General features: G+C 71.1%; 14 protein-coding genes and 1 rRNA gene. 3 read left to right on the top strand and 12 right to left on the bottom strand.

Going from position 1 to position 16,376, the window contains the following annotated elements; translation table 11 throughout:
* Positions 1–26 precede the first annotated feature (26 nt).
* Entirely contained in the window at positions 27–608 is a 582-nt protein-coding gene (locus GD748_RS13445) for an HhH-GPD-type base excision DNA repair protein (RefSeq protein ID WP_152195750.1), read from the bottom strand.
* An 18-nt stretch (positions 609–626) separates the two neighbouring features.
* Positions 627–1,265, bottom strand: a complete 639-nt coding sequence (locus tag GD748_RS13440; RefSeq protein WP_152195749.1) for a hypothetical protein — start codon at positions 1,263–1,265, stop codon at positions 627–629.
* A 57-nt stretch (positions 1,266–1,322) separates the two neighbouring features.
* Here GD748_RS13440 and GD748_RS13435 point away from each other — a divergent pair, with 57 nt between their 5' ends.
* Positions 1,323–2,111 carry an endonuclease/exonuclease/phosphatase family protein gene (locus GD748_RS13435; RefSeq protein WP_152195748.1) on the top strand — a complete coding sequence of 263 codons (789 nt, stop codon included), beginning with the start codon at positions 1,323–1,325 and terminating at the stop codon, positions 2,109–2,111.
* Positions 2,112–2,141: 30 nt separating this feature from the next.
* Positions 2,142–2,990: a YggS family pyridoxal phosphate enzyme gene (locus GD748_RS13430; RefSeq protein WP_152195747.1), complete on the top strand. Its 849-nt coding sequence runs from the start codon at positions 2,142–2,144 to the stop codon at positions 2,988–2,990.
* A 144-nt stretch (positions 2,991–3,134) separates the two neighbouring features.
* Here GD748_RS13430 and GD748_RS13425 read toward each other — a convergent pair whose 3' ends face one another.
* The 7 genes from GD748_RS13425 to GD748_RS13395 form a co-directional block, all read right to left on the bottom strand.
* Positions 3,135–4,184 carry a lipoyl protein ligase domain-containing protein gene (locus tag GD748_RS13425; protein ID WP_152195746.1) on the bottom strand — a complete coding sequence of 350 codons (1,050 nt, stop codon included), beginning with the start codon at positions 4,182–4,184 and terminating at the stop codon, positions 3,135–3,137.
* Positions 4,185–4,410: 226 nt separating this feature from the next.
* The gene (gene cimA, locus GD748_RS13420) at positions 4,411–6,060 is read right to left on the bottom strand and encodes a citramalate synthase (RefSeq protein WP_152195745.1); all 1,650 of its coding nucleotides are present in this window, start codon (positions 6,058–6,060) and stop codon (positions 4,411–4,413) included.
* Positions 6,061–6,483: 423 nt separating this feature from the next.
* Complete coding sequence (locus GD748_RS13415) at positions 6,484–7,641, bottom strand: branched-chain amino acid aminotransferase (RefSeq protein WP_152195744.1); 1,158 nt, start codon at positions 7,639–7,641, stop codon at positions 6,484–6,486.
* Positions 7,642–8,013: 372 nt separating this feature from the next.
* Positions 8,014–9,057, bottom strand: a complete 1,044-nt coding sequence (locus GD748_RS13410; RefSeq protein ID WP_152195743.1) for a 3-isopropylmalate dehydrogenase — start codon at positions 9,055–9,057, stop codon at positions 8,014–8,016.
* A 341-nt stretch (positions 9,058–9,398) separates the two neighbouring features.
* Positions 9,399–10,427: a ketol-acid reductoisomerase gene (gene ilvC, locus GD748_RS13405; protein WP_152195742.1), complete on the bottom strand. Its 1,029-nt coding sequence runs from the start codon at positions 10,425–10,427 to the stop codon at positions 9,399–9,401.
* Positions 10,428–10,489: 62 nt separating this feature from the next.
* Positions 10,490–11,017, bottom strand: a complete 528-nt coding sequence (ilvN, locus tag GD748_RS13400) for an acetolactate synthase small subunit (protein WP_152195741.1) — start codon at positions 11,015–11,017, stop codon at positions 10,490–10,492.
* 13 nt (positions 11,018–11,030) lie between these two features.
* Positions 11,031–12,887, bottom strand: coding sequence for an acetolactate synthase large subunit (locus GD748_RS13395; RefSeq protein ID WP_152196195.1), 1,857 nt, complete (start codon positions 12,885–12,887; stop codon positions 11,031–11,033).
* Between the two features lie 258 nt (positions 12,888–13,145).
* Here GD748_RS13395 and GD748_RS20145 point away from each other — a divergent pair, with 258 nt between their 5' ends.
* On the top strand, positions 13,146–13,274 hold the full coding sequence (locus tag GD748_RS20145) for a hypothetical protein (RefSeq protein ID WP_264372482.1): 129 nt from the start codon (positions 13,146–13,148) through the stop codon (positions 13,272–13,274).
* 28 nt (positions 13,275–13,302) lie between these two features.
* Here GD748_RS20145 and GD748_RS13390 read toward each other — a convergent pair whose 3' ends face one another.
* The 3 genes from GD748_RS13390 to rrf form a co-directional block, all read right to left on the bottom strand.
* A complete protein-coding gene (locus GD748_RS13390; RefSeq protein ID WP_152195740.1) occupies positions 13,303–13,977 on the bottom strand; it encodes a 4a-hydroxytetrahydrobiopterin dehydratase in 675 nt (224 codons plus the stop codon).
* 110 nt (positions 13,978–14,087) lie between these two features.
* Positions 14,088–15,797: a dihydroxy-acid dehydratase gene (gene ilvD, locus GD748_RS13385; RefSeq protein ID WP_152195739.1), complete on the bottom strand. Its 1,710-nt coding sequence runs from the start codon at positions 15,795–15,797 to the stop codon at positions 14,088–14,090.
* A 331-nt stretch (positions 15,798–16,128) separates the two neighbouring features.
* Positions 16,129–16,245 (bottom strand): 5S ribosomal RNA (gene rrf / locus GD748_RS13380).
* Positions 16,246–16,376: the final 131 nt, after the last annotated feature.

Here is a 16,376-nt window from a genome sequence, read left to right as displayed (position 1 = left end):
CTCGGCGGCACCGGGCCGGCGTGGTCCTACTTCTTCGCCGCCTTGGCCGCCGCCTTCATCGCCTTCTTGTTCTCGCGGACCCGGGTGAGGGAGTCGGCGTCGACGATGTCCGCGACGGAGCGGTACGACCCCTCCTCGCCGTAGTCGCCGGCGCTCTCGCGCCAGCCCTCGGACCGCAGCCCGTACTGCTTTCCGAGCAGCGCGACGAAGATCTTCGCCTTCTGGTCACCGAATCCGGGCAGGGCCTTGAGCCGCCGGAGCACCTCGGCCCCGTCCGGGTCGCCCGCCGTCCAGAGCGCCGCGGCGTCACCGTCGTAGTCGGCGACGAGCGCCGCGCACAGTGCCTGGATGCGACCGGCCATCGAGCCCGGGTAACGGTGGACCGCGGGCGGGGTGCGGCACACCTCGGTGAGCTCGTCGGGGTTCATCTCGGCCAGGGCACGCACGTCGAGACCGCCGAGCCGGTCGGCGAGCTTCTTCGGCCCGGAGAACGCGGTCTCCATCGCGACCTGCTGGTCCAGCAGCATCCCGATCAGCAGCGCCAGCGGATCCTTGCTGAGCAGCTCGTCCGCCGCGTCGTCACCGGTGATATGCAGGTCATGGCTCATAGGACGAGTGTGCCAGCCTCAGGACGCCGTGTGCCCCGTGACGGCTCCCGGCTCCGCGCCGGCGCCGGACTCCGGCTCCGTGTCGGCGCCGGTAGAGCCGGGCACCCGGTCGATGACGTCGAGCGCCTCGAGCAGGTACAAGAACGCCGCCGCGTAGGGGTTGCCCTCGGTCCGCCGGGCGACGGCGTCCCAGTCCACCTGTTCGCGCAGCGCCCGGGCGACCGGCAGCAGGTTGGAGTAGTTGCAGCGCTGCTCGGTCAGCACGCGCAGCTTCTCCGACAGGATGTCCGTGGCCTGCATGACGGGCATCGGGACACCGAAGACGTCGTGGCTGTCGGTACGTTCGAAGAGGTCGTCACCGATCGGGTCGCCGTCGAGCCGGAAGATGATGTCGACGAGCGCCTCGCCGTTCCAGGCCTTGAAGAGCCAGTTCTCCACCGGGTCCTCCACCCGCAGCTCGGTCGCCTCGAGGGCGTCGCGCGCGGTGGAGAGATCCTGCTCGCGGATCACGAAGTCGGCGTCGTGCTCCGACTGCGGCGCGCCGTGCACCCAGGCCGCGAAACCACCTGCGAGCGCGAACGGGATCTGTGCTCCCCCGAGGGCCGCACCGACGATCCGCATCGCCTCGTGCAGGTCTGCCCTGTCGTCATCGTCCATGGTGCGGGTCTACCCGACGACGGGCGCCGGCGCACGGCGGAGGCCACAATGGGGCCGGTGCGGATCGCTACCTTCAACATCCTCCACGGCCGGTCCCTCGAGGACGACCAGGTCGACGTCGACCGCTTCGCCGCGGCCGTGCGGAGCCTGGACGCCGACATCCTGGCGATGCAGGAGGTCGACCGGGACCAGCCACGTTCCCACGGCGCGGACCTGACGGGCGTGGCCGCCGAGGCGATGGGTGCCGTGGAGCACCGGTTCGTCGCGACCATGCACGGTCTGCCGGACCTGTGGACCGCGGCCACCGGCGACGAGCAGCCCGAGGCGTCCGTGTACGGCATCGCGCTGCTCAGCCGCTTCCCGGTCGAGCACTGGAAGGTGCTCTCCCTGCCCGGGCCGCAGCAGCGGGTGCCGGTGACGTTCCCGGGCCGGCAGCGACCTGTCCTCGTCAAGGACGAGCAACGGACCGCCGTCGCCGCCGTGGTCGACACGCCGGAGGGGCCGCTGGGCGTCGCCGCGACGCACCTGACGTTCATCCCCGAGTGGAACGTCGCCCAGCTTCGCCATCTGGTGCGGGGCACCCGCGAGCTGCCGCGCCCGTTCGTGCTGATGGGCGACCTGAACCTGGCCGGCGGCGAGCCTTCCCGGCACAGCGGGCTCCGTCCGCTGGTGAGCGCCACGACGTTCCCGCTCACCGACCCCACCGAGCAGCTCGACCACATCCTCGTCGACGGCGACGTTCGGGTGACCGAGGCCGGCCGCTCGCACAACCTCGGGATGTCCGACCACCGCGCGCTGAGCGTCGGCGTCACCCTCGACCCGACGAGCGCAGTCGTCGTCGCCTGACCGACGGCGCGCGCGTCGTAGGGTCGGACCGTGGACGACGCCATTGCCGCGAACCTCGCCGACGTACGCCGTCGCATCGACGCTGCCGCGACCGGGGCGGGCCGTGATCCGGCAGGTGTTCGCGTCCTGCTGGCGGTCAAGACGCAGCCGCTGTCGGCCGTGCGGACCGCCCTTGCCGCCGGCGCGGACCTGCTGGGGCACAACCGCGCCCAGGAGCTGGTCGGCACCGGACCGGGGCTCGCCGAGCCCGGCACTCCGGCGCACGAGATGCACTTCATCGGCCACCTGCAGTCCAACAAGGTCAATCAGGTGCTGCGCTGGGCGAGCTGCGTGCAGACCGTGGACTCGCTGCGCCTGGCCGGGCGGCTGGACGGTGCCGTGGCGCGGCGTTCGGCGGATGACGGCAGTACCGGACCCCGCACCGGCCACGGTGCCAGCACCGGCACACGCACCGAGGGCACAGGTACCGACGTCGGCACTGGCTCCGGCACGGATGGCGACACCGAGAGAGGCACCGGAGACGCCACGCCGCTCGACGTGCTGATCCAGGTGAACACCTCGGGGGAGGACACCAAGGCCGGGACCGACCCCCGACAGGCAGCCGATCTCGCGGCCGCCGTCGGCGCGCTCCCGCACCTGCGACTGCGCGGTTTCATGACGATCGGGGCCAACTCCACCGACACGGGCGTCGTCCGGGCCTCCTACGACAGGCTCGCCCAGGTCCGCGACCAGGTGCTCGCGAGCGGGGCGCCCGGCACGGGCGACGCCGTCGAGCTGAGCATGGGCATGAGCGGCGACCTCGAGATCGCCGTCGCGGCCGGGGCGACGATCGTGCGCGTCGGCACCGCCGTCTTCGGTGCCCGGCCGACGCCGCCCTGACCACCCTCTCGGCCCCAGTTCATCTCGGCCCCCGTTCGGCGCCGCCATCATCGAGGCGGAACCATCGGCGCGGATGACGCGTGCTCGGCTCTCGGACGACGTGACCGCCCGTCGCGGGCGGCGTGGACGGCGTCGGACGGCCGCTCAGGGCACCCGGTAGGTCCACGCGTCGGAGAGGAACTTCGTCTCCATGAGCTCCTCGGCCCGCGCCAGCTCGGCGGGCGTGTAGTCCGAGAGCCGGGTGTCGTAGCGACCGCGGAAGTGCTCGATGAACGCGTCGATGATGTCCTCGCGCGCCATGCCGGTCTGCGACCGCATGGGGTCGACGCGCTTGTTCGCGCTCTTGGTGCCCTTGTCGGACATCTTCTCGCGGCCGATGCGCAGGACGTCCAGCATCTTGTCGGCGTCGATGTCGTAGCTCATGGTGACGTGGTGCAGCACGACGCCGGAGGCGAACCGCTTCTGCGCGGCGCCGCCGATCTTGCCCTGCTCGGAGGCGATGTCGTTGAGCGGGACGTACCGGGCGCGGACACCGACGTCCGCGAGCGCGCCGAGCACCCAGTCGTCCAGAAACGCGTAGGACTGCTCGAAGCTGAGGCCCTCCACCAGCGAGGTGGGCACCACCAGCGAGTAGGTGATGCAGTTGCCCGCCTCCATGAACATGGCGCCACCGCCGGAGATGCGGCGCACGACCATCATGTCGTGCCTGTCGAGGCCGGCCTGGTCGACCTCGTTGCGCACCGACTGGAAGGAGCCGATGACGACGAGGGGGGCGTTCCACTCCCAGATGCGCAGGGTCGGACCGCGCCGCCCGGCAGCGACCTCTTCCGGGATGACCTGGTCGAGCGCGACGTTGAGGGCGGGGTGGACCGGGTCGCCGTGGATGACGTCGAAGGTGTGGTCGTACCAGCTGCTCGCGTGCCCCATCGCGCGGCGCACCGCGATTCCGACGGCCTCCGGGGAGAAGCCGACCAGGCTCACGCCGTCGTCCAGGGCCCCGCGGATCGCGTGGGCGAGCTGCTCGGCGTCCGCGGCCTCGGGCATACCGGTCAGTGCGGCGTTGATGTCCTCGAGGGCGTCGTCGGGCTCCAGGAAGAAGTCTCCGGAGACCCGCACCCGGGCGAGGCGTCCGTCCTCGACCTCGAGGTCGACCGCGACGAGCTTGCCACCAGGAACCTTGTACTCACCGTGCATGGCCCAACCCTATGGCGCCGCGGGGCAGCCCCCGGCGTGGGCTCGGTCACGCGCGACGCCTGGGCCGCCGAGCCGTCCCGGCGTAGGGCCGGTCACGCACGACGCCCGGGCCGCCGGTCCCGGCGCGGGGCCGGTCACGCATGACCGTCTACGCCGCCCATCAGTCCCGGCGTGGGGCCGGTCACTCCCGGCGTGGGGCCGGTGACGCGCGACGCCTGGGCCGAGGTCAGCGGGGCTCGACGCCGTGGTGCAGCAGTCCCCAGACGATCGACTCGGTCAGGGCCTCCCAGCTGGCCTCGATGATGTTCGTGCCCACGCCGACGGTCGACCAGCTCGCCACACCGTCCGACGTCTCGATCAGGACGCGGATGGTGGCGTCGGTGCCCTGCTGGGTGTCCAGGATGCGCACCTTGTAGTCGATGAGCTCGAAGTCCTCGATCTCCGGGTAGGTGCCCACCAGCGCTCCGCGCAGGGCGTGGTCGAGGGCGTTGACCGGGCCGTTGCCCTCGCCGGTGCTGATCATGCGCCCGTGCCCGGTGCGCAGCTTCACCGTCGCCTCGGAGTCCACCTGCCCGTCCTTGCCGGGCCGGTGCTCGACGAAGGTCCGCCAGCTCTCGACGTCGAAGAAGTGCGGCACCCTCCCGTGCTCGAGCTCCGCCCGCAGCAGCAGCTCGAAGGAGGCGTCGGCGGCGTCGTAGGTGTAGCCGGCCGCCTCGGCGTCCTTGACCCGCTGCGTCACCCGCCCGAGGAGCTCCGCCTGACCGGCGAGGTCGAACCCGAGCTCGCGGCCCTTGAGCTCGATGGAGGCGCGGCCGGCCATCTCCGAGACGAGCATCCGCATGTCGTTGCCGACGGCGACCGGGTCGATGTGCTGGTACAGGTCCGGGTCCACCCGGATGGCGCTGGCGTGCAGCCCGGCCTTGTGCGCGAAGGCAGAGGCCCCGACGTACGGCTGGCGGCCGTACGGGCTGATGTTCGTGATCTCCGAGATCGCGTGGGAGATGCGGCTCGACTCGGCGAGCCCGTCCTCCGCCAGCACCGTGGTGCCGTGCTTGAGCTGGAGGTTGGCCACGCAGGTGAGCAGGTCCGCGTTGCCGGTGCGTTCACCGTAGCCGTTGACGGTGCCCTGGACGTGCCCGGCGCCGGCGGCGACGGCGGCCAGGGTGTTGGCGACGGCGCAGCCGGAGTCGTTGTGGGCGTGCATCCCCAGCCGCCCCTCGGTCGCGGCCCGGACCTCGGAGACGACCTGGGTCACCCAGTCGGGCAGCATGCCGCCGTTGGTGTCGCACAGCACCACGGTGGCGGCACCGGCATCGAAGGCGGTGCGCACGCAGGACAGCGCGTAGACCGGGTCGTACCGGTAGCCGTCGAAGAAGTGCTCGGCGTCGAGGATGACCTCGCGCCCGAGACCGACGAGGTAGCGCACCGTGGCTGCGATCATCCGCAGGTTCTCCTGCCCGTCGGTGCGCAGCGCCCGCTCGACGTGCCGGAGGTCGGACTTGGCGACGAGGGTGATCACCGGCGCCTCGGACTCCACCAGGGCCCGCACCTGGGCGTCCTCGTGCGGCTGCGAACCGGCCTTGCAGGTGGACCCGAAGGCGGCCAGACGTGCGTGCCTGAGGTCGAGCTCCTTCGCCGCTCGCGCGAAGAACTCGGTGTCCTTGGGGATCGCGCCCGGCCAGCCACCCTCGATGTACCCGACGCCGAGCTCGTCCAGCAGCGGGGCGATGGCGAGCTTGTCCGCCACCGAGAGGTTCATGCCTTCCTGCTGGGCGCCGTCGCGCAGCGTGGTGTCGTAGACCTGGACGGTGGCGCGCGCCTGCTCGACGCGCGCCTGCTCGGCCCGGGCCGGCCCGGTGGTGGCTGTGCTGGACATGCGGTGCTCCTTGCGACGGGTCGTGCGGTACGACCGGCGGTCGTGACGCGACTCCCAGCGACCGGCGGGGTGGTGCCGTCTACCGGTGCCTTCCGGGACCTTCCCGGCGGCGGCGCTGCCGGGTGAGGTGGCCCCGGCAACAAAAAGACCCCCCGAGGTACGGGAGGTCTGCGCATCGGGCGGGTGTGCCCGATGCGCTAGCCGATAATGAGCTGGGACTGCGTCACGGGCCACAGTCTGCCACAGCACGATCCGCCATGTGGCGCCGGTGGCCAGGATCTGGACAGAGACCCGGTCGACGACGCGCCAGCACATCGACGGCGCACCGGCGCCGGGCCGCGCGAGGCACCGGCATCACGCACGACGACGCAGCCGCATCAGGCACGACGACGCACCGGCACCAGGCACGACGACGCACCGGCATCAGACCAGCCGGTACATCCAGTCGTGCGGGTCCTCGCGGCGTCCGTACTGGATGTCGGTGAGCGTGGTGTAGAGCTCGGTGGTGACCTGACCGGGCGCCCCGTCTGCCACGGTGACGTCGAAGTCCTCTCCCGCCAGCCGGCCGATGGGGGTGATGACCGCGGCGGTGCCGCACGCGAACGCCTCGACGACCTCGCCCGAGCGGATCTGCTCGAGCAGCTCCGTGAGGGCGATCGTCTCCTCGCGCACGGTCCGGCCGCCGTCGCGCAGGAGCTGCAGGATCGAGGCGCGGGTGCCCCCCTCGAGGATGGTGCCCGTGAGCGAGGGCGTGCGCACGGTCCCGTCCGCGTCGATGACGAAGACGTTCATGCCGCCGAGCTCCTCGAGATGGGTGCCGGTGGCGGCGTCGAGGAAGCAGACCTGCTCGAACCCCTTGGCGTAGGCCTCCTGCTGGGGCAGCAGGGAGGCGGCGTAGTTACCGCCCGTCTTGGCTGCTCCCATCCCGCCGCGTCCGACCCGGTGGTAGTCCTGGGCGACCCAGATCGCGACCGGCTGGAAGCCGTGGACGAAGTACGGACCGACCGGCGAGGCGATGACGAGGTACTCGATCGCGTGCGCGGACCGCACCCCCAGGAACGGCTCGGTGGCGATCATGAACGGCCGGAGGTAGAGACTCGACCCGGCGGCCTCGGGCACCCACCGCTCGTCCGCGCCCACGAGGGCGGCGAGGGAGGCGACGAAGTCCTCCTCGGGCAGCTCAGGCAGCGCCAGCCGGCGGGCTGAGGCGTTGAGGCGGGCGGCGTTGAAGCCAGGTCGGAAGGTCCACACCGAGCCGTCGTCGTGCCGGTACGCCTTGAGGCCCTCGAAGATCTCCTGACCGTAGTGGAGCACTGCCGCGGCCGGCGAGAGCGTCAGGGGCGCGAAGGCACCTACACGGTGGGCGTGCCAGCCCTCCGCGGGCGTCCAGGAGGCGCGGGCCATGTGGTCGGTGAACGCGACGCCGAAGGTGAGGTGGTCCATGACCTGGGCGTGCGCGTCGGCAGCTGCCGGGGACGCGTTGGCGGTCAGCGGGAAGCGGGGGGCGAGCTCGGCCGCGGGCCGGAGCTCGGCCGCGGTGGGGCCGGACAGGGTCGCCACCTGGTCGGAGGAGGTGCTCATGAGTCAAACCCTTCTCGGGTGCGGGTGCTGCGTCAGACGGTATCGCCGGTTGCCCGCCGGCGGGGAGGGGCGGCCGGTCGCGAACCAGGCCGCGCGCCGGCCGCGGCTCGTCCGGCCCGGTGACCGGCCCAGGCCCGGTGACGGCCCAGGCCCGGTGACCGGCCCAGGCCCGATGACCGGGCCGGCCGGGTGTCACCTGCGGTCGAGGCCGTACACCGGCTGCTGGTTCGTCGGCCGTGCTCGGTGGTCGGGCCGTGGGGTCCTCACCGCGACGCCGGCAGGTCCGTCGTCGTCCGACGGCGGGGCGCGGACCGCTGTGGACCGCGGACGGGACGCGCGGGGTGGGCGCCCTGGTTCCTTGTTCCGGCGGGGTCAGCCGGATACTCGCGCGACCAGCGCGTCACCGACGGTCGTCGTCGAGCGCGGGGTGCCGTCGCGCTCGGCGATGTCGGCGGCGACCGCGTCGGCTATGGCGCGGGCCGGGGCGTCCAGCCCGAGGTGCTCGAGCAGGAGCGAGACCGAGAGCACGGTGGCGGTCGGGTCGGCCTTGCCCTGGCCGGCGATGTCCGGCGCCGAGCCGTGGACGGGCTCGAACATCGACGGGGTGGTGCCCTCGGGGTTGATGTTCCCGGAGGCGGCCAGGCCGATGCCGCCGGTGATGGCGGCGGCGAGGTCGGTGAGGATGTCACCGAAGAGGTTGTCGGTCACGATCACGTCGAAGCGTGCCGGGTCGGTGACGAGGTAGATGGTCGCCGCGTCGACGTGCGCATAGTCGACTGCGACCTCGGGGTACTCGGTCCCGACGGCCTCGACGGTGCGCCGCCACAGGTGCCCCGCGTGCACGAGGACGTTGTGCTTGTGGACGAGAGTCAGCTTCTTGCGTGGACGTGCGTGGGCACGGGCGAAGGCGTCGCGGACGACGCGCTCCACCCCGTAGGCGGTGTTGACGGAGACCTCGTTCGCCACCTCGGCCGGCGTGCCGACGCGGATCGCGCCGCCGTTGCCGACGTACGGCCCCTCGGTGCCCTCGCGGACGACGACGAAGTCGACGTCTCCGGGGGCGGCCAGCGGGGTGGGGACGCCGGGGTACAGGCGCGAGGGCCGCAGGTTCACGTAGTGGTCCAGCGCGAACCGGAGCTTGAGCAGCAGGCCGCGCTCGAGGACACCGGAGGGGACCGACGGGTGGCCGATCGCGCCCAGCAGGATGGCGTCGTGCTCCCGGATCGCCTCGAGGTCCGCGTCGGTGAGGGTCTCTCCCGTGCGGTGCCAGCGGTCGGCGCCCAGGTCGAACGCGGTGGTGCTCACGGAGACGTCGGTGCCTGCGAGAGCGGCGTCGAGGACCTTGAGCCCCTCGGCCACAACCTCGGGACCGATACCGTCGCCTGCCACCACTGCCAGCTTGATCTCGCGCGTCATGCCGCGAACCTACCTCCTCCGTCCAACTGACGGGATAGCAATCTCAATATGTGACAGCGGTCTTCGCGGCGCGGTCCCGCGGAGCGTTGCGCGCCGCGTGGCCCCGACGGTGAGGATTCGGTGCGCCATTCGCACCGAATCCTCACCGTCGTGGCTGCCGCACGAGCGCCGGTCGCCTGCGTGAGCCGCACGCCGGGTCGCTGGGGCACCGGGGAGGGCGCTGTCGGCCGCGTCGCGCGGGTCACCACGGAGGGCGCCGGGTCACCGGGTCACCGCGTCCTCGGGCCACCGGTCACCGGGTCACCGACCACGTCCCAAACCGGGCCGGCGGAGCGCGCCGGTCAGCGGCCGGCGCTGCCCTCGGTGTAGTCGGCGTCGGTGGTCTCGACCCAGGCGAAGAGCTTGCGCAGCTCGCGGCCGGTGGCCTCGATCGGGTGCGCCTCCCCCTTGGCACGCAGCTCCTTGAACTCGGGGCCGCCCGCGTCCTGGTCGTTGATGAACCGCTCGGCGAAGGCACCGGACTGGATGTCGCCCAGCACTGCCTTCATGTTCTCCTTCACCTGCGGCGTGATGACCCGCGGGCCCGAGACGTAGTCGCCGTACTCGGCGGTGTCGGACACCGACCAGCGCTGCTTGGCGATGCCGCCCTCGTAGATGAGGTCGACGATCAGCTTGAGCTCGTGGAGCACCTCGAAGTACGCCACCTCGGGCTGGTACCCCGCCTCGGTCAGCGTCTCGAAGCCGTACTGGATCAGCTGGGACACACCGCCGCACAGGACCGTCTGCTCACCGAACAGGTCGGTCTCGGTCTCCTCGGTGAAGGTGGTCTTGATGCCGGCCGCGCGCAGGCCGCCGATGGCCTTGGCGTAGCTCAGCGCGACGTCCCAGGCCTGGCCGGAGGCGTCCTGCTCGACGGCGACGATCACCGGCACACCGCGGCCGGCCTCGTACTCGCGCCGCACCAGGTGGCCCGGCCCCTTCGGGGCGACCATCACGACGTCGTGGCCGGCCTCGGGCTTGATGTAGCCGAAGCGGATGTTGAAGCCGTGCGCGAAGAGCAGCGTGGCGTCGGACTTGAGGTTCGGGGCGATGTCCTCGGCGTACAGCGTCCGCTGCACCTGGTCGGGGGCGAGGATGACGACGAGGTCGGCGCCCTTGACGGCGTCGGCGACGCTGGCGACGGCCAGGCCCTGCTCCTCCGCCTTCGCACGCGAGGAGGACCCCTCGCGCAGGCCGACGGTGACGTCGACGCCGGAGTCGCGCAGGCTCAGCGCGTGCGCGTGCCCCTGGCTGCCGTACCCGACGACGGCAACCTTCTTGGACTGGATGAGGGACAGGTCGGCGTCGTCGTCGTAGAACAGCTCGGCCACGGTGGTTCTCCTTCGGTTGGGACTGCGTCGGTTGTTGTGGTTGGTGGCGGCAAGGATGCCGGTCAGGCGGAGCGGACGGGCCGCTCGACGGTGCGGTCGGTCATCGACCGCGAGCCGCGGGTGATCGCGACCGCCCCGGACTGGACGATCTCGCGGATCCCGTGCGGCTCGAGGGCCGCCAGGAGCGCGCGGATCTTGTTGTGCGAGCCGGTGGCCTCGATCGTGACCGCCTCCGGGGCCACGTCGACGACGTGCGCCCGGAAGAGCTCGACGACCTGCAGCACGGCGGTGCGGGAGGCGTCGTCGGCCCGGACCTTGACGAGCAGCAGCTCGCGCTGGACGGAGGCGTCTCGCTCGAGCTCGACGATCTTGAGCACGTTGACGAGCTTGTTGAGCTGCTTGGTCACCTGCTCCAGCGGCAGTTCGGCGGCGTCGACGACCACGGTGATCCGCGAGATCTCCGGATGCTCGGTCTCGCCAACGGCCAGGGAGTGGATGTTGAAGGCCCGCCGGGCGAACAGGGCCGTCACGCGTGTCAGCACGCCGGGCTTGTTCTCCACCAGCACGGACAGGGTGTGCCTGGTGCTCATCTGCTGCTCCTGCTCACTCGTCGCGGTCCCACGCCGGGGTGATCCCGTGCGCGTACTGGATGTCGTCGTTGCTCACGCCGGCGGCGACCATCGGCCAGACCATCGCGTCCCGGCTGACCACGAAGTCCACGACGACGGGCTGGTCGTCGATCTCCATGGCGCGCTTGATGGTGGCGTCGACGTCGGCGGTCGACTCGCACCGCAGCCCGACGCACCCGTACGCCTCGGCGAGCTTGACGAAGTCCGGGATCCGCCGGGTCTCGTGGCCCGTGTGCAGGTCGGTGCTGGAGTAGCGGCCCTCGTAGAAGAGGGTCTGCCACTGGCGGACCATGCCCAGGGAGGAGTTGTTGATCAGCGCGACCTTGATCGGGATGCCCTCCAGCGCGCACGTGGCCAGCTCCTGGTTGGTCATCTGGAAGCAGCCGTCGCCGTCGATCGCCCAGACGGTGGTGTCCGGCATGCCGACCTTGGCGCCCATGGCGGCGGGGACGGAGTAGCCCATCGTCCCGAGCCCGCCGGAGTTGAGCCACGTGCGGGGGTGCTCGTAGGAGATGAACTGCGCGGCCCACATCTGGTGCTGGCCGACGCCGCCGACGTAGATGCTCTCCGGGCCGGAGATCTCGCCGAGCCGGGAGATCACGTGCTGCGGCGCCATGAGGCCGTCCTCGGTGGGCGTCCAGCCCAGCGGGTAGGTGGTGCGCAGCTCGTCGAGCTGCTTCCACCACTTCTCCAGGTCCGGCAGGCCGTGCTGGGCGTGCGCGGCCTTGAGCTCGACGCTCAGGTCGGCAATGACCTCCTTGAGGTCACCGACGATCGGGACGTCCGCCGTGCGGTTCTTGGAGATCTCGGCCGGGTCGATGTCGGCGTGGACGATGGCCGCCTTCGGCGCGAAGCTGTCGAGCCGTCCGGTGACACGGTCGTCGAACCGGGCCCCCAGGGCGACGACGAGGTCGGCCTGCTGCAGTGCCGCCACCGCCGGCACGGTTCCGTGCATGCCGGGCATGCCGAGGTTCTGCGGGTGGGAGTCGGGCACGACGCCGCGGGCCATGAGCGTGGTGACGACGGCGGCGCCAGAGAGGTCGACCAGCTTGCGCAGCTCGGGCGAGGCGTTGGCGCGGATGGCTCCGCCGCCGACGTAGAGGACCGGCTTGCGGGCGGTGGCCAGCAGCCGGGCCGCCTCGCGGACCTGCCGGGCGTGCGGCTTCGTCACCGGGTGGTAGCCGGGCAGGTCCATCTCGGCCGGCCAGACGAACCTCGAGGCGGCCTGCTGCGCGGACTTTGCGACGTCGACGAGCACCGGACCGGGCCGTCCGGTCGAGGCGATGTGGAATGCCTCGGCGATGCGGGACGGGATCTCGTCGGCGTCGGTGACGAGGAAGGAGTGCTTGGTCACCGGCATGGTGGCACCGACGATGTCTGCCTCCTGGAAGGCGTCGGTGCCGATCATGGCCGCGCCGACCTGGCCGGTGATCGCCACGACCGGGACGGAGTCCATGTGGGCGTCCGCCAGGGCGGTGATGAGGTTGGTGGCCCCGGGACCGGAGGTGGCCATGCACACCCCGACCTTGCCGGTGGCGGCCGCGTAGCCGGTCGCGGCGTGGCCGGCGCCCTGCTCGTGCCGAACGAGGATGTGCCGCAGCCTGGTGGAGTCGTACAGCGGGTCGTAGGTGGGCAGGATCGCCCCGCCCGGCATGCCGAAGATGGTGTCGACGCCGGACTCCTCGAGCGCTCGGACGATGTTGCGCGCACCGGTGGAGGACTCGTCGATCGCTGCTCGCGGCGCAGGCGCTACGGACGGCGCCACCCGGACGGGAGAGGACGCCGCCGGAGCTGCGGGGCGTGGCGGCGCCGGGTGCGGTGCCTTGGCCATCATGTACCTCCTGTGGTGCTCGGGTGATGCCGGGGTCGTGCAGGTCGTGCGGTGCGCCCCGCGGTGCGAGGCATGAAAAAACCCCTCGTCCCGACAGGGATCTCGAGGGGTGCGCGCAGTGTGCCCCGACTCAGTGGGCCGCTGCGCGCTGCGTAAGTACTACGACTCGGAACTGCATGATCCACACCATAGCCTTCCCGGCGGCGCAGGTCACGCCCCGCATGCTTCGTCTCGTATCGTGGATCACAGACTCACTAAATGGACGAGGTGATGTTGGACGAGGTGATGTTGTCGGCGTGCCGGTCTGCGGGCGGAACGCCAGATCTGTGCTTGAAGCGCCCGACCGCCGCGCGCGTGCGCGGGGTGATCGCGGGGCGCGGCTCCTGACCCGCTCGTCAAGGCACCGCGGCGAATGTCAGTCCCGAGCCTGCCAGGTACACACGCAGACCTCGTTCTCCTCCGGGTCCGCGAGGACCCACCAGGAGGGCGCGTATCCGGCTGTCACGACGTGCCCGCCGGCCTCGACCGCGGCGGCAACACGCGCCTCCGCGACGTCGTGGGGCACGTGGACGTCCACGTGGATGCGGTTGCGCTGCGGACGCCGCACGTCCATCTGCTGGAACCAGACGTTGGGCCGACGGCCGTCCGGGTCGGTCAGGTCCACCGAGGACTCCTGGGTCTCCCCCGCCGGGACCTCCTTCTTGTACCCGAGCACGGCTTGCCAGAACGGCAGCACAGCGGCGATGTCGATGGCGTCGACGGCGATCTCCACCCGGCTGGCCCTGGCCGGTTCGGCATCGATGCCGAGCTCGGCGGCCAGGGCGGAGATCCGGTTGGCGAGCGTGACGTCGTTCTCTGTGAGACCGCCCGCGTCGTGGGTGGTGAGCACGACGTGGACCCGGTAGTACCGCAGGTCGATGTCCGGGTGGTGGTTCATCTGCTCGGCAAGATCACCGATGCGCCGGACGAGGTCGATCCCGGCGACCATCGAGCCGGTGCGGAACGTGCCGTGCAGGCGGCGGGCGACTACGCGCCAGTCCTGCAGGCCAGGGCGTGACTGGACGTCCTTCTCGCTCAGCACCTTTGGCATGAGGTCAGCGTGGCACCGCGCCGGTCCGCCGTCGAGCGGTGCGGCAGCTCCTGTACGCCGACGACCCCGTCCCGGTTCGGGGACGGGGTCGTCGACCTGGGCGGTCTGGTCTACTCGAGGATGGCGCCGCGCGAGGCGGACTGGACGAGCTTGGTGTACTTGCCGAGCACGCCCTTGGTGAACGTCGGTGGCAGCGGTGCCCAGCCGGCCTTGCGCGCCTCGAGCTCTGCCTCGTCGACGAGCAGGTCCAGCCTGCCGTTGGCCACGTCGAGCCGGATGCGGTCGCCGTCCCGGACGAAGGCGATCGGCCCGCCGTCGACCGCCTCGGGCGCGACGTGCCCGACGCACAGCCCGGTCGTGCCGCCGGAGAACCGGCCGTCGGTCATGAGCAGGACGTCCTTGCCGAGCGCGGCGCCCTTGATGGCGCCGGTGATGGCGAGCATCTCCCGCATCCCCGGCCCGCCCTTGGGACCCTCGTAACGGATGACGACGACGTCACCGTGGGTGATGGTGCCGTCCTCGAGCGCGTCCATCGCGGCCCGCTCGCGCTCGAACACGCGCGCGGTCCCCTCGAAGACGTCCGTCTCGAAGCCGGCGGACTTCACGACCGCGCCCTCGGGGGCGAGGGTCCCGTGCAGGATCGTGACACCGCCGGTCGCGGCGATCGCATCCTCGACCGGGTGGAGCACGCTGCCGTCCGGGGCGGGCGGGTTGATGCCGGCGAGGTTCTCGGCAACCGTCTTGCCGGTCACCGTGAGGCAGTCGCCGTGGATGAGGCCCTCGTCGAGGAGCGCCTTCATGACGACGGGGACGCCGCCGACGCGGTCGACGTCGTTCATGACGTAGCGGCCGAAGGGCTTGAGGTCGGCCAGGTGCGGGACCTTGGCACCCACCCGGGTGAAGTCGTCGAGTGTGAGGTCGACCTCGGCCTCGTGCGCGATGGCGAGCAGGTGCAGCACGGCGTTCGTGGAGCCGCCGAATGCCATCAGGACCGCGATGGCGTTCTCGAAGGCCTCCTTGGTGAGGATGTCACGGGCGGTGATGCCCTGACGCAGCATCTCGACCACCGCCTCACCCGCACGGTGCGCGGATGCGTCGCGCCGGCGGTCCGCCGACGGCGGGGCGGCCGAGCCCGGGAGCGACATGCCGAGCGCCTCGGCGATCGAGGCCATCGTGTTGGCGGTGTACATGCCACCGCAAGCGCCCTCGCCCGGGCAGATCGCCCGTTCGATGCGGTCGAGGTCCTCGGTGCTCATGAGACCGCGAGAGCACGCGCCGACCGCCTCGAAGGCGTCGATCAGGGTGACGTCCTTCTCGGTCCCGTCGGAGAGCTTCACCCAGCCAGGCATGATCGAGCCCGCGTAGACGAAGACGCTGGCGAGGTCCAGGCGGGCCGCGGCCATGAGCATGCCCGGGAGCGACTTGTCGCAGCCGGCGAGGAGGACCGAACCGTCCAGGCGCTCGGCCATCATCACGGTCTCGACGGAGTCGGCGATGATGTCGCGGGAGACGAGGGAGAAGTGCATGCCCTCGTGGCCCATCGAGATGCCGTCGGAGACGGAGATGGTGCCGAACTGCAGCGGGTAACCGCCGCCGGCATGAACGCCTTCCTTCGCGGCCTGCGCAAGCCGGTCGAGGGAGAGGTTGCACGGCGTGATCTCGTTCCAGGAGCTCGCGATGCCGATCTGCGGCTTGGCGAAGTCCTCGTCCCCCATGCCGACGGCGCGCAGCATCCCGCGGGACGCGGTGGCTTCGATGCCGTCGGTCACCTGGCGGCTGCGGGGTTTGATGTCCGGCCGGGCCGGGGCGTCGTTACTCATGGTGGCGAGTGTAGGACTCGCGCGGCGACCAGACCGGGACAGGATCGAAGTGCGGACGGCGACCGGAGCCAGCCAGTCACCGAACGATGAGGCAGACGCCGGAGCCCCGCGGCAACCACCAGTGGGTCGGGGCCACGCCCGAGGCGGCGCTGAGCGGGAGGTTGCCGACGTGCCACCCAATGGCTGCGGACACCGTGCAGTACGGGCGACTCGCGGCAACCAGCAGCCAAGACCGCGCCAGCAGCGCTGCCGGCACGACGTTGCCGATCTAGCGGGGAGCAAACGCAGAAATGGCCGCGACCCGAAGGTCGCGGCCATTTCTGGAATGGGTGTTCGGCGGTGTCCTACTCTCCCACACAGTCTCCCGTGCAGTACCATCGGCGCTGAGGGGCTTAGCTTCCGGGTTCGGAATGGGACCGGGCGTTTCCCCCTCGCTATGACCGCCGTAACTCTATGGAGATATTCGACCCAACCAACTGGTTGTGGGGCGTATCTCGGGAACCGTACAGTGGACGCATAGCATTCTTGTTTCTTCCAAAACAGTGTTTTGGTGTGTGGTAAGTTGTCGGCCAATTAGTA

Source organism: Georgenia subflava (assembly GCF_009193155.1).
GTDB classification, from domain to species: domain Bacteria; phylum Actinomycetota; class Actinomycetes; order Actinomycetales; family Actinomycetaceae; genus Georgenia; species Georgenia subflava.
This window is presented reverse-complemented; position numbering and strand designations above follow the sequence as displayed.

What these genes read in the sequence shown, in the direction of transcription:
- GD748_RS13445 (WP_152195750.1), bottom strand. Translation starts at nt 608, where the DNA reads ATGAGCCATGACCTGCATATCACCGGTGACGACGCGGCGGACGAGCTG.
- GD748_RS13440 (WP_152195749.1), bottom strand. Translation starts at nt 1,265, where the DNA reads ATGGACGATGACGACAGGGCAGACCTGCACGAGGCGATGCGGATCGTC.
- GD748_RS13425 (WP_152195746.1), bottom strand. Translation starts at nt 4,184, where the DNA reads ATGCACGGTGAGTACAAGGTTCCTGGTGGCAAGCTCGTCGCGGTCGAC.
- cimA (WP_152195745.1), bottom strand. Translation starts at nt 6,060, where the DNA reads ATGTCCAGCACAGCCACCACCGGGCCGGCCCGGGCCGAGCAGGCGCGC.
- GD748_RS13415 (WP_152195744.1), bottom strand. Translation starts at nt 7,641, where the DNA reads ATGAGCACCTCCTCCGACCAGGTGGCGACCCTGTCCGGCCCCACCGCG.
- GD748_RS13410 (WP_152195743.1), bottom strand. Translation starts at nt 9,057, where the DNA reads ATGACGCGCGAGATCAAGCTGGCAGTGGTGGCAGGCGACGGTATCGGT.
- ilvN (WP_152195741.1), bottom strand. Translation starts at nt 11,017, where the DNA reads ATGAGCACCAGGCACACCCTGTCCGTGCTGGTGGAGAACAAGCCCGGC.
- GD748_RS13395 (WP_152196195.1), bottom strand. Translation starts at nt 12,887, where the DNA reads ATGGCCAAGGCACCGCACCCGGCGCCGCCACGCCCCGCAGCTCCGGCG.
- GD748_RS20145 (WP_264372482.1), top strand. Translation starts at nt 13,146, where the DNA reads ATGGACGAGGTGATGTTGGACGAGGTGATGTTGTCGGCGTGCCGGTCT.
- GD748_RS13390 (WP_152195740.1), bottom strand. Translation starts at nt 13,977, where the DNA reads ATGCCAAAGGTGCTGAGCGAGAAGGACGTCCAGTCACGCCCTGGCCTG.
- ilvD (WP_152195739.1), bottom strand. Translation starts at nt 15,797, where the DNA reads ATGAGTAACGACGCCCCGGCCCGGCCGGACATCAAACCCCGCAGCCGC.